Origin of the sequence: Vibrio sp. V38_P2S17PM301, assembly GCF_009904845.1 — a bacterium.
Taxonomy (GTDB): domain Bacteria; phylum Pseudomonadota; class Gammaproteobacteria; order Enterobacterales; family Vibrionaceae; genus Vibrio; species Vibrio proteolyticus.
Genome location: NZ_WXWO01000010.1, coordinates 1 through 13,081, shown reverse-complemented (window position 1 = coordinate 13,081; position 13,081 = coordinate 1). Strand labels below are relative to the sequence as shown.

Genomic DNA, 13,081 nt, shown 5'->3' with positions numbered 1-13,081 from the left:
ATGTTTAATGAACAAACCGTCACAGAGAATGGAATTCTTGACCGTTTAAAAGACTTAGACGGAGTGAAGTGGAATTACTGTCATGGTGAAAGCTTACCCAAGCAAACTCACGATATATTCGTCGATACTTGGCTTAAAGACGCGCTTTGTTCGTTAAACCCTGATATTGGCAACAATCCTGATTATGCTGATGAGGTGATCTACAAACTTCGTGGCTTGATGTTGGAAGCTAAGCATACTGGTTTAGTCAAAGCCAACGAGAATTTTCATGAATGGTTGATGGCAGAGAAAAGCCTACCGTTTGGTGAAAATGGTGATCACATCACTATTAAGTTGATTGACTTTGATACTCCTGAAAACAACTACTTTGTCGTTTCTCAACAGGTTCACTTCATTGCCGCGACAGAGGTGTTCTTCGATATCGTCTTGTATGTGAACGGTATTCCGCTGGTGGTGGGGGAAGTAAAATCTGCTACTCGTCCAAGTGTGACTTGGCAAGACGGCGCCGCCGATTTTATGGGCGGTAAAAAGCACTACTGGAAGAACGTTGAACCCTTCTTTGTGCCAAACCTGCTGTGTTTCGCCAGTGAAGGCAAAACCTTTGCCTACGGTGCAATCAATGCCCGAGTTAAAGATTGGGGGCCATGGCATAAAACCGAACAGCGAGATGAGATTCCAGCTAGCTTAGCTACGGTACTTGATAGCTGTGAAGGATTGCTGAATCCAGAAACCTTGCTGCAAATGTTAGAGTCATTTGCACTATTTTCAACAGTGAAGACAGGTAAAGACACGCCACCTAAACGTATTAAAATATTACCGCGTTATCCGCAATTTGAAGCCGCAAAGCAAATTGTTGAGCGTGTAAAAAATGGTTATCCGAAAAAAGGACTTATCTGGCACTTCCAAGGTTCAGGTAAGTCACTGCTGATGCTCTATGCCGCTCGCATGCTCCGTGCGGATAACAAATTGAAAAACCCTACAGTACTAATTGTGGTAGACCGTCGAGATCTCGATAGCCAAATCAGTGAAACTTTCGGTGGGGCCGATGTTAAAAATCTCATCAAAGTACAAAGCTGCAGAAAGCTTGGCGAGCATATAGAACAAGATAGTCGCGGCATTTTGATCACCACAGTCTTCAAGTTTAAAGACGTTGAAATCGATGAGAGTAATGAAAACGGCCTAAATAGTCGTGACAACATTATCGTGCTGGTGGATGAAGCGCACCGCACTCAAGAAGGCTCTCTCGGCGATAAAATGCGTTGGGCTCTACCACATGCTCACTTCTATGGCTTAACTGGTACGCCGATTTCCGGTATCGATCGTAACACATTCAAACTCTTTGGTGCTGAAGAGGATGAAGGGCGTTACATGAACCGCTATAGCTATAAGCAATCTATACGAGATAAGGCGACCAATGCCGTCAAGTTCGAGCCACGTTTGGCTGAGCTTCGTGTGGATCGCGCCGCAATTGATGAAGCCTTTGAACAAATGGTCAAAGACAACGATCTGGATGATGATGAGAAAATGGCGTTGTCTAAACGTGCTGGCCGCTTAGCGATTATGTTGAAGGCGCCAAAACGCATGGCGGCAGTAAGCGAAGATATTGCCAATCACTTTGTAAGCCATGTAAAGCCGAAGCAGATGAAAGGCATGGTTGTAGTCTATGACCGAGACGCTTGTGTTCAGATGTATTACTTACTCGGTAAGAAGCTAGGCTTTGATGCGGTTGAAGTGGTCATGAACGTCGACCAAGCACCGATCAAAGATGAAGACGCAAGTAAGAAAGGCAAGGTTAACAAGGACTGGCGTAAATGGAAGCAAGACCTTGAGCTTCCTATCATCGAGTCAGACTTTGAACGTTGGCAGGAGATAGACGGCAATGACCAAAAGCAGAAGAGTTTGATTGAGGATTACAAAGATCCAAAACAACCACTTCAATTGCTGATTGTGACCGCAAAACTGTTGACTGGTTTTGATGCGCCTATCTGTTACTGCATGTACTTAGATAAGCCATTACGTGACCATACCTTGTTGCAAGCAATGTGTCGTACTAACCGTTTGTACGAGACAGACAATGTCAGTAAGCAAATGGGCCTTATCATTGATTACCTTGGCGTGTTTGAGAACTTACGTACCGCACTGGCATACGATCCTGAAGAAATCGACGGTGTGGTGGAGGGCATTGAGGCTTTTAAAGAGCTCCTGCCAGCCCAGTTAGATAAGTGCTTAAGCTTCTTCCCTAACGTCGACAGAACCATCGATGGCTTTGAAGGTATTATGGCAGCGCAGGCTTGCTTACCGACTAACGAGAAACGCGATGAGTTTGCGGCCTCTTTTGGTGTATTAGCTAAATTATGGTCCGCGATTAACCCAGATGCGTTCTTAACGCCTTATCGAGCTGATTATAAATGGTTAGTTCAAATCTATGAATCTGTCCGCCCTGTAGGGCAGACAGGTTCTCTCGTGTGGGCAGCGTTAGGTCCAGAAACCATTAAGATGATTCACGAGCATACTGACATTAACCGTATTCGTGATGATATTGATGAGCTGGTTATGGATGAGCATGCGATCTTCACGTTGACTGAGAAAGAACAAGAGAAGCGCGCAAGCCAGTTAGAAATCGATCTAATGGGCCGCCTACGTGGTAGCGGCAATCCGAAGTTTATTGCTCTCGGTGAGCGTTTAGAAAAACTACGCCAGGATTATGAAGCAGGCGTAATCAAAGCTATCGACTGGCTGAAAGGGCTACTTGATACGGCTAAAGATACAGTTCAAGCCGAACGTGAAACGGGCGATTCTCCAGTAACCCAAGAAGATAACAAACAAGCACTAACTAAACTGTTTTTAGAAACTCGCCCCGAAAGCACCCCAAAGCTAATCGGCGATGTAGTAGAGCAGATAGACAAGATTGTAAAAGCCAAACGCTTTAAAGGCTGGCAAAGCTCGAACAGTGGCCCAAGAGAGATTCAAAAGGCATTGTTACTGACGCTTGCTCAGTTTGGGCTAGGAAAAGACAAAGAACTGTTCGCCAAGGCGTATGGTTATATTGAAGAGCATTATTGATGAATTATCATATCTTATTTGGACAAGAGGCTGTTCCACATAGTGGTGTTAGCTCGGTTTATCTAACACCGATCAAAAATGAAATGTCTTCTTTTAGTACATTGTTTAATGTAAGTCTTCACGATGACAAAGGGTTGTATAGAGATCTTGGCCTTGTAAAAATCGGTGTTGTCAATCAGATCTCCGAAGAGAAGCTCTCAGAGAGTCTCTCTCCCATTTTTGAACGATTAGGCAACGATTATTTTTCATTAGGCATAGACGTTGACTATTACTCTAAGCTAGCGCAATTGCCTAGTTCGCTTCGTTTTAGCTTATTGAGAAGCCTCAATGATATTGTGTATTCATCAGATCATTTAGCAATTGCGCAGAAAGAAACTGTTTTTAGAACTGACTTTTTGGCGAGTGTAAGTTTGTCTAGCATTAAAGGGCAGTTTTCACGAGTTCTTAAGGGTGGGGTGCTTCTCACTGATTACAGTTTCAGTTTTAACCGCTCAACTGATGGGCTTTTCTCCGCAATTAATCTGGGTTTTGAGGTTAACGCCAGTTCCGTGCCTAGTACCAATATACATGCTGTCATTGGAAGAAATGGTGTCGGAAAAACGACATTGTTGAATGGAATGGTTCAAGGTGGGCTAGGAATCAATAATAAACTAGGCTTTTTCATTGATCCAAACACTGGAGAAGCTTTCGAGAAAGATTATTTCTCTTGCATAGTGTCAGTATCGTTTAGCGCGTTTGATACATTTACTCCTCCAGAAGAACAGCAAGACCCAAGTAAAGGAATTCGGTATTACTATGTTGGCTTAAAAAGTCAGAAACAAGGTGAGAACAGGCTTAAAACCCGGACTGAGATGGACGTTGATTTCAATCGGTCATTTGCTTTATGTCTGGGGGAGAAAGAAAAAAAGGTTCGGCTTTTCAAAGCAATAAAAACTCTGGAGTCAGATGAGAATTTTGCTGAAATGAATATCCGTCGATTTGAGTTAGAACCTACTTCGATAGCCAAAAGGGGTATTTGGGAAGCAATGACATCAATGAGTTCTGGTCATGCTGTAGTTTTGCAAACACTGACGCGTTTAGTTGCATCTGTCGAAGAAAAGACGTTAGTTCTAATAGACGAGCCTGAAAGCCACTTACATCCGCCGCTGCTATCTGCATTTATTCGAGCTTTGAGCGAACTACTTCATGATAGAAACGGAGTAGCGATCATCGCAACTCACTCTCCTGTAGTATTGCAAGAAGTACCGAAATCGTGTGTGTGGAAGGTGTTGAAATCTGGAGATGTTACAAAAGTGCTTCGCCCTGAGATCGAAACTTTTGGAGAAAATGTAGGAATTTTGACAAGAGAAGTTTTTGGCTTAGAGGTAACGAAATCTGGTTTCCACAAGCTTTTATCCAAATCTGTTGATGACGGTTTTACTTATGAAGAGATTCTAAATCAGTACAATAATCAGCTTGGTTTTGAGGCAAGAGCTATCTTGAAGGCGCTTCTCCTACATAAAGAGAAGGCCGATATTAAATGATTAAACTCTCACCACCGGAACACACCATAAATGATGCTATTCAACTATGTACTGACGGGATGTCAAAGAAGGATCTGAAAGACAGAATTTATCAGGGGAGTGACGAAATACGAGAATCTGCGGCAGACTACTGCGTTAAAGCTGAGGGTGGGGAACTTTTTACCATTGATCCTATTGAAGGCGATGAAGAGTCAGTTGTTAATTCTGGTGTTTCAAAGAGGGAATTTGTAAATCTATATGAGTATTATTTTAGAAATACCAAAAAGCCTGGAAGGGAGATCTATGACGCTCTAATGCTCTCTGCCGATGAGAGTTGTCCTTTTTGTGGCGGAATCGGACGGCCTAAGAATCTAGACCATTATCTACCTAAAGCTCATTTTCCTCAGTTTTCTATTTTACCATTCAATCTTCTCCCTTCTTGCCGGGACTGTAATATGGACGGTAAGGGAGAGCACTATGCGACTGCTTATCATGAACAGATAATCCACCCTTATTTAGACAAAGAGTGTTTTTTTCAGGAACAGTGGGTTTTCGCACAAGTATTGCCAGGGTCGCCGTGTGCGCTGGATTTTTATGTATCTCCCCCTGAAGAATGGGAAGAGAATGATAAGCTTAGAGCTGAACAGCACTTTATAGACTTTGATTTATCCAAACGGTACAGTATTCAAGCTGCCAATCTTGTTACTTTCATAGTGACAATACGAAGTACAATTATGAACGATAGTACAGCAGAGGAATTTAAAGCATTTCTCTCATCTTATATAGACTCACCTCTATTCATTAATCATTGGCAAGTTGTTTCATGTCAAGCTCTTGCGAATAGTGATTGGTTCTGTACAGAAGGGCACCTATAGTTTGAGTTAGTAAGAAATTCATACATTTAGCTAATTACTTTCAACTGCTTTGTTCCTGTCACAGAAAGGCTGCCTTTGGCGGCCTCTTCTATATGCCCGCTCCACCAGATCATCATAGGGCGGCGGCGTTCAAGGTAGTCAGTTCGGTTATAGGCGCTACGCACTTGGTTATCATCAACGTGTGCCAGTGACGCTTCGATCAAGTCACGGTCAAAACCTTGTTCATTGAGTGTAGTACTTGCGAGAGACCGCAGACCGTGGCTAACTAATCTTCCCGCAAACCCCATACGTTTCAGAGCCATATTTGCCGTTTGGCTGTTACATGGTTTCTTCGGATCGCGATCTGAAGGAAATATGTATTCACGGTGGCCGCTTATCGGCTTCATTACTTCTAATAGCGCCAGCATCTGCTCAGTGAGCGGGATGCGGTGCTCTCTTCTTTTTTTCATTCTTTCGGCTGGAATGGTCCATATCTTTTCTTCCCACTCAATCTCATCCCATCTAGCGCCTGCGGCTTCAGAAGGACGAGTCATAGTGTGTAGTTGCCACTCGATTAAACAACGAGTAGTACGCTTTATACTGGCATTGGCGATAGCTCCCATTAGCTCTGGTAGTTCATCTGGTGCTAGTGCTGCCATGTTTTCTTTTTTGGGCTTTTTGAAAGCGGCTCGAATACCTGTTAATGGATTCGCTTTTACAAGACCACAGTTTGCCGCGTAATTCATTATTTCATTTAAGCGTTGAGATAAGCGTTTAACCGTCTCTAGGCTGCCTTTTGCTTCGATAGGTCTAAGTAGATCAATAACGAGTGGGGCATCGATATCTTTTACTGGTGTATTCGCTATTTGCGGAAATACATGAAGTTCTAGTGAGCGCCAGATATCGACAGCATAGTCTGGAGTGACTTCGTGCTTTTTGAGGTTGAACCAATCTTCAGAGACTTTGGCAAAGGTATGTTCGTAGATTTCTTTGTGAACGAGTTCTTGGCGTTTTCGTTCCTCTTGAGGATCAATCCCCTGAGCTAGTAGCTCTCTGGCTGCCATTGAATTTTTACGAGCATTGGCAAGAGATAAGTCTGGATATCTACCTAGGCTAAGGTTTGCTCGTTTTCCTGTAATGGGTTTGTAGTAGTTAAAGATCCACTGTTTTGAACCGTTAGGCTTGATACGTAATCGAAGGCCATCACCATCAAACAAGTTGTATTCTTTGTCCTTGGGCTTCGCTGATTTGATATCTTTGTCTGTTAGACGAGTAGTTATTTTTGCCATGTTGGGTACACCAGATTAACTCATTAAAACCAGTGTACCCTGTTGTGTACCCAAAGATCAAAGAAGTAGTGAGACGTCCTTGGATGCTAATGGACGCTAAGTTGTTGATTTTTGGTTGTTACAGGCAAGAAAAAAGACGCCATAGGACGTCTTTAAACTATGAATTGGTGGAGCTGGCGGGAGTTGAACCCGCGTCCGAAAATCATTCATCTTTGGTACTACATGCTTAGTCGATCTTTAATTTCACCACCCAACTGCGAACCGACACGCGATCGAATGGCTAACCTGAATTAGATCTCACGCTTCATCCCTCAGGTGGGGGAATCCACGCCAGCTTGATTTGGTTTGACCTTCCTTGATTCCCCGTCTTACAAGCGGAAGCTAGGGAGGAAGGGCTCTAAGCAGGGTATTAAGCTGCTAGTGCGTAGTTTTCGTCGTTTGCGACTATTTTTTTGCGGTTTGTTAACGAGGCCTACCGCACCTCGGCATGCACCTTAGACTTCAAAATTCCCGTCGAATCCTGAATCAGCCCCAAGGTATGATTCGCATACTACCAGAAAAGCTTAAGCTGTCCAGTGATATGCGTTTAAGTGGTTAAGATTAGCGCAGGTTGTTGCTCTTCATAACACGAGCTTTCTGGCGTTGCCAATCTCTGTCTTTTATGTCGGTACGCTTATCGTGCAGCTTTTTACCTTTCGCGACACCTATCTTAATTTTAACCCATGAACGCGACCAGTACAGCGACAGTGCCGTCAGTGTCATTCCTTCACGGTTAATGCGGCCAAACAGATTATCGAGCTCCCGGCGTGAAAGCAGCAGTTTACGCACGCGTGTCGGGTTAGCGACCACGTGAGTAGATGCTTGTGTCAACGGCGTAATGGACATGCCACTGATAAAGGCTTCTCCTTCGCGCATGTACACATAGCTTTCTGCAATGTTGGCTTTACCCTGGCGAAGTGATTTCACTTCCCAGCCCTGTAGCTCCAGGCCCGCCTCGATCTCTTCTTCGATGAAGTATTCGTGACGTGCTTTTTTGTTCAGAGCGATGGTATTGCTACCTGCTTTTGTTTTGGATTTTTTCTTTGCCATAATGGCTGCATTATACGGATTGGGTTGCAGTTAGGAAGTCCTTTTATTTGCTCTTAACGAGAATAAAAGTAAAATCCGTGAGAGCCTGAATTCCAGGCGAGGTATCAAGAGGTAGATATGAAGCAAGTTACCCGCTCCGCTCTGGTGTCTTTTAGCGCCGAGCAGATGTTTGATCTGGTCAATGATGTGGAACGCTATCCGGAGTTTTTGCCCGGTTGTTCCGGTGCTCGTGTCCATGAATCATCAGACAGCGTAATGACGGCTTCAGTCGATGTCTCGAAAGCCGGGATCAGTAAGACGTTTACCACCGCAAATGAACTGTCGCCGGGCACGGCGATACTGATGACGCTGGTGGACGGCCCGTTCAAAACCCTCAAAGGAGGGTGGTTTTTTACTCCGCTTGATGAACAGGCTTGTAAAGTCGAGCTGAAATTGGAGTTTGAATTCTCCAGCAAGATGATTGAAATGGCGTTTGGTAAGGTCTTCAATGAACTAACCAGCAATATGGTCAATGCGTTTACCAAACGAGCAAAACAGGTTTACGAGTGTTATGAGTATTGAATCAGACATGATTCATGTTGAGGTGGTGTATGCCCTACCTCAAGAGCAGCGAGTGATAGCATTGGTCGTCAATAAGAACATGACGGCAGAAGAGATCATTCGTGAATCCGGTGTGCTGGAGCTCTATCCGGAAATTGATTTGAAAAAAAATAAAGTCGGAGTGTTCAGTCGCAACATTAAGTTGGATGCAACTGTGCGTGATCGTGACCGGATTGAAATCTACCGCCCGTTACTGGCGGATCCCAAAGAGATTCGCCGCAAACGTGCTGAGCAGGCCAAAATGGAAGGCAAAGCCGACCCGGTCACCGGGGGAAAACCCAATGCTCAACGTAAACACGACGAATAGACGATGTCAGCTCCAAAGTGAAAAGGCTCACCAGTGGTGAGCCTTTGTTGTCTGTGGAGAGCGGCGATCAATTCAGGCCTTCGAAGAATCCTTCACTGGCAGGGTAGTCTCCGGTAATTTTTGTCAGAGCACCGGCATCGTTAAAATTCACCACCAGATTTTTTTGTACCGAATCGTTGTGACCCTCGGTATGGTGATAAATGTAGTACCAGGTATTCGGGTAGCCGTTTTCAATGAGCATCGGAGAGCCAAGCACATAGCGTACTTGTTCCTTGGTCATGCCAAACTTCAACTTATCGACCGCTTCCTGCTCAACGTAGTTACCTTGGTTGATGTCGATGCGATAAACCAGTTTTTCCAGCAGAGAACAGCCGGTCAACATTGTCATCGCCAGTGGAACTGCGATTAACCACTTCTTCAATTGCATACTTAAATTCTTAGCTACTTATTCATTAAACTGGGCTGATAATAAACAAGCTGGGAGCTAATGTAAAAAGCTCCCTGCTGTTTGAATTGTTTCTGACCATGAATTTTGAATTTGGTTGCAATAACGAAGCAAATTTGCCAACGAAATGGACTTTTTGACTCGCGTTTAGGCGGCAATCAATAATTCTTTGGCGTTGGCCAGTGTGCTCTCTGTGATTTGGCTGCCGCCAAGCAGGCGAGCCAGTTCGGACACGCGTTGCTCAACATCCAACAACCGCATTTGTGTTTCGGTTTTGCCTGCTTTAGTCTGCTTAGCAACAAACAGTTGCTGGTGACCACAGCCAGCGACCTGAGGTAAATGGGTGACGCACAGCACCTGCGTGGACTCTCCTAGTGTACGCAGCATTTTTCCTACCACGGCTGCGGTCGGACCGCTGATACCGACATCGACTTCATCAAAAATCAGGCTTGGTGTATCCACTTTCTGCGCTGTGATGACCTGAATGGCCAGTGAAATACGCGACAGTTCGCCGCCAGACGCCACTTTTGAAATGGCTTGCAGCGGCTGTCCAGGGTTGGTGGACACTAAGAAAGTGACCGTATCCAGGCCCAGTGGAGAAGGACGATGATTGTTGTTGTCCACATCAATACAGAACTGCGCTTTTTCCATACTCAGTTCGTGCATGCTGCTGGTAATAAGCTTGTTCAGTTCCTTAGCGTAACGGCAACGCGATTTGCTCAGCTTTTCTGCACTGTTGATAAAGGCCTGATATTTTTCCTCGACGTCCTGTGCCCGCTCACTCAATCTTTCATCGGAACAGTCCAGAGCATCGACTTGAGCCAGAAGGTCCTGATGATGCGAATACAGCACTTCGGGCAGTACCTGATGCTTGCGAGCCATCGACATGACTTTAGAAAAACGTTCCTCCACATAAGCCATTCGGGACGGGTCCACGTCAATACCATCCAGATAGCTGCGCAGTTCACCGTTGGTTTCTTCAATCTGAATAATGGCGTCGGCCAGCATGTTCGGCAGCTCAGCCAACTTTTCATCCAGCTCCGCCAATTGGATCAGGGACTGACTGGCTGATTGGAGAATACCAAGAGCATTAACCTCTTCACCTTCGTAAATAAGTTCAATGGCTTGCTGACAGGTAGAGGCGAGTTCGCCGCTGTTTGACAGACGTCTGTGCTCTTGCTCGAGTTCTTCAAATTCATCTTCACCAAGGGATAGCTCGTTGAGTTCTTTGATTTGATATTCCAGCAGCTGCTTCTGTGCCTGATTGGCGGCGCTGTTTTCCTTGAGTTGCTTCAGGTTGTTATCCGCCTGACGCCACTTTTGATAGGCATTACGGGTGCTTTTCAGCAGGTTAAGATGTCCGGCATACTGATCCAGCATGGCCAACTGATACTCACTTTTCATCAATTGATGATGCGCATGCTGGCCGTGAATATTGATCAGCAACTGGCCGAGTGATTTCAGTTGAGAAAGGGGGACCGGACTGCCGTTGATAAAGGCTCTTGAGCGGCCTTCTTTGGTGATGGTACGGCGCAAAATACATTCGCTGCCGTCCAGCAGGTCGTTATCTTCTAGCCAACGGGTTGCGTGAATATTGTTGTCGAGATGAAAAGCCGCACTGACTTCCGTCTTTTCTTCTCCCTGACGTACCATGCTGGCTTCAGCCCGACCACCCAGGCACAAACCAAGCGCATCGATGGCGATGGACTTACCAGCACCGGTTTCACCTGTGATGGTGGTCATCCCCGCAGATAGCTCGAGTTGTAAAGACTTAACAATCGCAAAATTATTAACACTTAGATGAGCCAGCATTTTTAGATACCTGTTTAAATGAACAATACTGTATATAAGTGCAGTATATACTGTTTCTTTATACAGTAAAGACGGGAGGCAAAATTTTTTTGTGAGCAAGATCGGTAACTTGGAAACCGGCGTTTTGACAGCGAAAGGGAGTGATGATGAAGAAGAAAAAACGGGGAGGTGGGCGGTTTGCCAAAGGCGTGAGCATAGGCCGTCAGGGCAATGCATTGCCCTGACGGAGAAGGAATTAAAACAGTTTACTCGACCACCCTAGCTTTTTGCGTAAAACGTGGTAGTAGCTGTAATCTTTGGGATGGATCAGGCGAAGTACGTTCGGACTTTGGAAAATATGGACTTCATCGCCCGGTGATACTGGCAACGAGATTTGGCCGTCACAGCTGACTTCCTGCGTACCGCGATTGTCTGGGGAGACAACCAGTTTGATTTTTCGATTGCCATCGACCACCAAGGGGCGGCTCGACAGGGTGTGTGGAAACATGGGTACCAAACTGATGGCGTTTAAGCTCGGAGACAAGATTGGCCCGCCACCGGACAGTGAATAGGCCGTCGAACCGGTTGGAGTGGACACTATGATGCCATCCGAACGCTGTGAAAAGGCAAAATTGTTATCAATGTAGACTTCGAACTCAATCATGTGTGCGACTTGGCCCGGATGAAGTACCGCTTCGTTGAGCGCCGCATTATGACTTTTTACCTGGCCGTGGCGGTGCACTTCGGCCTCTAACAGAAAACGTTCTTCTTCCATATACTCGCCCTGCAAAACTTTATGCAGCGCTTGTTGGAAGTCCTCAGGGTTTAAGTCAGTCAGAAAGCCAAGATTGCCGCGATTGACACCTATGACGGAGACGTTAAAACGCGACAGTACCCGGGCAGCACCAAGCATGTTTCCGTCACCGCCGACCACGATCGCCAGATCCGCCACATGACCAAGTTCAATCAGGCTGGCAAACTGCTTTGACGGGATGTCGTCGAGAATGTCGCTCAAACGATCGTCAATCAGTACATGGTAGCCTTCGGCTGTCAGCCACAAATACAGATCTTTATGTGTCTGTATTGCCTGCTGATCCCGGGGTTTCCCAATAATGGCGATCACGTTAAACGGTTTTTTCATAAGCTTTCCAATCGAAATGGGCTTGAATCAAAAATCTTCATCCCCATAATAATGGCAAGTTACCCTATTATGCGAATTTTTATGTGTCTGAACCTTAAAGAAATAGCAGGTTCAAACCCAAAAGAAAGTTGAATTCTGGAGATATCATGAGCAACCAAGAAAAAAAGATGCACGAAGAAGAGCTGCAACAGCAAGAGACGGTCGAGGTCGATACTGAAGCGGAAGCGGTAGGCACAGATGCGGATATCGAATGGAACGAAGAATCGGCGCTGGATGAGACTGAAGCGAAGATCGCACAATTAGAAGCGGCGTTGCTGTCAAGCGAAGCGAAAGTGAAAGAACAGCAGGACGCCGTACTTCGTGCAAAAGCCGAAGTTGAGAACATGCGCCGTCGTACTGAGCAGGAAATTGACAAAGCGCGTAAATTTGCGCTGAACAAGTTTGCTGAAGAGCTGTTGCCGATTATTGACAACCTTGAGCGTGCGATTCAGGCGGCGGATACGGAAAGCGAAGTGGTTCAGCCAATCCTGGAAGGGATTACGCTGACACACAAAACCTTTATCGATACCATCAGTAAGTTTGGTCTGAAAGAGATCAACCCGGAAGGTGAAGCGTTCAATCCAGAACTGCATCAAGCAATGTCGACTCAAGAGAGTGCTGACCATGAGTCCAACACGGTGATGTTTGTGATGCAAAAAGGTTATCAGCTGAACGGCCGCGTCATTCGCCCTGCGATGGTGATGGTTGCCAAATAATTCTGCAGCGTTACGGATAGCAAAGAGAGGCCACTGGCCTCTCTTTTTTTGTATGGAGAAAACCCCCAGCTAGGCTGGGGGTTCCGTAAAGCTTACAGCTATAAGTTAGTTATATAACCCCTTTCAATTTGATAAAAACGTCTTGTGGTCTGGCAACTGCAAGAGTTAATTAAGAATTGAAAGGGGGTCCCAATGGGGGACGAAAAGAGCTTAGCGCACACGCGATGGAATTGTAAATATCATGT

At 45.5% G+C, this 13,081-nt stretch carries 11 protein-coding genes and 1 other RNA gene; 6 read left to right on the top strand and 6 right to left on the bottom strand.

Features of this window, described 5'->3' with window-relative positions; all coding sequences use genetic code 11:
- The 3 genes from CAG64_RS02355 to CAG64_RS02345 are packed head-to-tail and all read left to right on the top strand — an operon-like array spanning position 1 to position 5,440.
- On the top strand, positions 1–3,063 hold the full coding sequence (locus tag CAG64_RS02355; protein WP_161448241.1) for a type I restriction endonuclease subunit R: 3,063 nt from the start codon (positions 1–3) through the stop codon (positions 3,061–3,063).
- On the top strand, positions 3,063–4,586 hold the full coding sequence (locus tag CAG64_RS02350) for an AAA family ATPase (RefSeq protein WP_161448239.1): 1,524 nt from the start codon (positions 3,063–3,065) through the stop codon (positions 4,584–4,586). The genes CAG64_RS02355 and CAG64_RS02350 overlap by 1 nt, the downstream gene beginning before the upstream one ends.
- The gene (locus CAG64_RS02345) at positions 4,583–5,440 is read left to right on the top strand and encodes an HNH endonuclease (protein ID WP_031852564.1); all 858 of its coding nucleotides are present in this window, start codon (positions 4,583–4,585) and stop codon (positions 5,438–5,440) included. Before CAG64_RS02350 ends, CAG64_RS02345 begins: the two co-directional genes overlap by 4 nt.
- Positions 5,441–5,466: 26 nt before the next feature.
- On the opposite strand, the gene CAG64_RS02340 is transcribed toward CAG64_RS02345, so the two are convergent.
- The 3 genes from CAG64_RS02340 to smpB form a co-directional block, all read right to left on the bottom strand.
- Complete coding sequence (locus CAG64_RS02340; RefSeq protein ID WP_161448237.1) at positions 5,467–6,708, bottom strand: integrase domain-containing protein; 1,242 nt, start codon at positions 6,706–6,708, stop codon at positions 5,467–5,469.
- A gap of 165 nt (positions 6,709–6,873) precedes the next feature.
- Positions 6,874–7,241: a transfer-messenger RNA gene (gene ssrA / locus CAG64_RS02335) on the bottom strand.
- Between the two features lie 67 nt (positions 7,242–7,308).
- Positions 7,309–7,797 (bottom strand): SsrA-binding protein SmpB, encoded by a 489-nt coding sequence (gene smpB / locus CAG64_RS02330; RefSeq protein WP_021706627.1) that lies wholly within the window; start codon positions 7,795–7,797, stop codon positions 7,309–7,311.
- 117 nt (positions 7,798–7,914) lie between these two features.
- Between smpB and CAG64_RS02325 the strand changes: the two genes are divergently transcribed.
- On the top strand, positions 7,915–8,358 hold the full coding sequence (locus tag CAG64_RS02325; protein WP_021706628.1) for an SRPBCC family protein: 444 nt from the start codon (positions 7,915–7,917) through the stop codon (positions 8,356–8,358).
- Positions 8,348–8,704, top strand: coding sequence for an RnfH family protein (locus CAG64_RS02320; RefSeq protein WP_021706629.1), 357 nt, complete (start codon positions 8,348–8,350; stop codon positions 8,702–8,704). The genes CAG64_RS02325 and CAG64_RS02320 overlap by 11 nt, the downstream gene beginning before the upstream one ends.
- Positions 8,705–8,771: 67 nt before the next feature.
- On the opposite strand, the gene bamE is transcribed toward CAG64_RS02320, so the two are convergent.
- From bamE to nadK, 3 genes are all read right to left on the bottom strand, one after another.
- The gene (gene bamE / locus CAG64_RS02315; RefSeq protein WP_021706630.1) at positions 8,772–9,131 is read right to left on the bottom strand and encodes an outer membrane protein assembly factor BamE; all 360 of its coding nucleotides are present in this window, start codon (positions 9,129–9,131) and stop codon (positions 8,772–8,774) included.
- A 165-nt stretch (positions 9,132–9,296) separates the two neighbouring features.
- Positions 9,297–10,961 (bottom strand): DNA repair protein RecN, encoded by a 1,665-nt coding sequence (recN, locus tag CAG64_RS02310; RefSeq protein WP_161448235.1) that lies wholly within the window; start codon positions 10,959–10,961, stop codon positions 9,297–9,299.
- 235 nt (positions 10,962–11,196) lie between these two features.
- Positions 11,197–12,081, bottom strand: coding sequence for an NAD(+) kinase (gene nadK / locus CAG64_RS02305; RefSeq protein ID WP_161448233.1), 885 nt, complete (start codon positions 12,079–12,081; stop codon positions 11,197–11,199).
- Between the two features lie 146 nt (positions 12,082–12,227).
- On the opposite strand from nadK, the gene grpE reads away from it, so the two are divergent.
- A complete protein-coding gene (gene grpE / locus CAG64_RS02300) occupies positions 12,228–12,836 on the top strand; it encodes a nucleotide exchange factor GrpE (protein WP_161448231.1) in 609 nt (202 codons plus the stop codon).
- Positions 12,837–13,081: the final 245 nt, after the last annotated feature.

Excerpts from the sequence above, each read along its gene's own strand:
- CAG64_RS02355 (WP_161448241.1), top strand. The coding sequence starts at position 1 with ATGTTTAATGAACAAACCGTCACAGAGAATGGAATTCTTGACCGTTTA.
- CAG64_RS02325 (WP_021706628.1), top strand. The coding sequence starts at position 7,915 with ATGAAGCAAGTTACCCGCTCCGCTCTGGTGTCTTTTAGCGCCGAGCAG.
- nadK (WP_161448233.1), bottom strand. The coding sequence starts at position 12,081 with ATGAAAAAACCGTTTAACGTGATCGCCATTATTGGGAAACCCCGGGAT.
- CAG64_RS02320 (WP_021706629.1), top strand. The coding sequence starts at position 8,348 with ATGAGTATTGAATCAGACATGATTCATGTTGAGGTGGTGTATGCCCTA.
- smpB (WP_021706627.1), bottom strand. The coding sequence starts at position 7,797 with ATGGCAAAGAAAAAATCCAAAACAAAAGCAGGTAGCAATACCATCGCT.
- CAG64_RS02350 (WP_161448239.1), top strand. The coding sequence starts at position 3,063 with ATGAATTATCATATCTTATTTGGACAAGAGGCTGTTCCACATAGTGGT.
- CAG64_RS02340 (WP_161448237.1), bottom strand. The coding sequence starts at position 6,708 with ATGGCAAAAATAACTACTCGTCTAACAGACAAAGATATCAAATCAGCG.
- recN (WP_161448235.1), bottom strand. The coding sequence starts at position 10,961 with ATGCTGGCTCATCTAAGTGTTAATAATTTTGCGATTGTTAAGTCTTTA.
- grpE (WP_161448231.1), top strand. The coding sequence starts at position 12,228 with ATGAGCAACCAAGAAAAAAAGATGCACGAAGAAGAGCTGCAACAGCAA.
- CAG64_RS02345 (WP_031852564.1), top strand. The coding sequence starts at position 4,583 with ATGATTAAACTCTCACCACCGGAACACACCATAAATGATGCTATTCAA.
- bamE (WP_021706630.1), bottom strand. The coding sequence starts at position 9,131 with ATGCAATTGAAGAAGTGGTTAATCGCAGTTCCACTGGCGATGACAATG.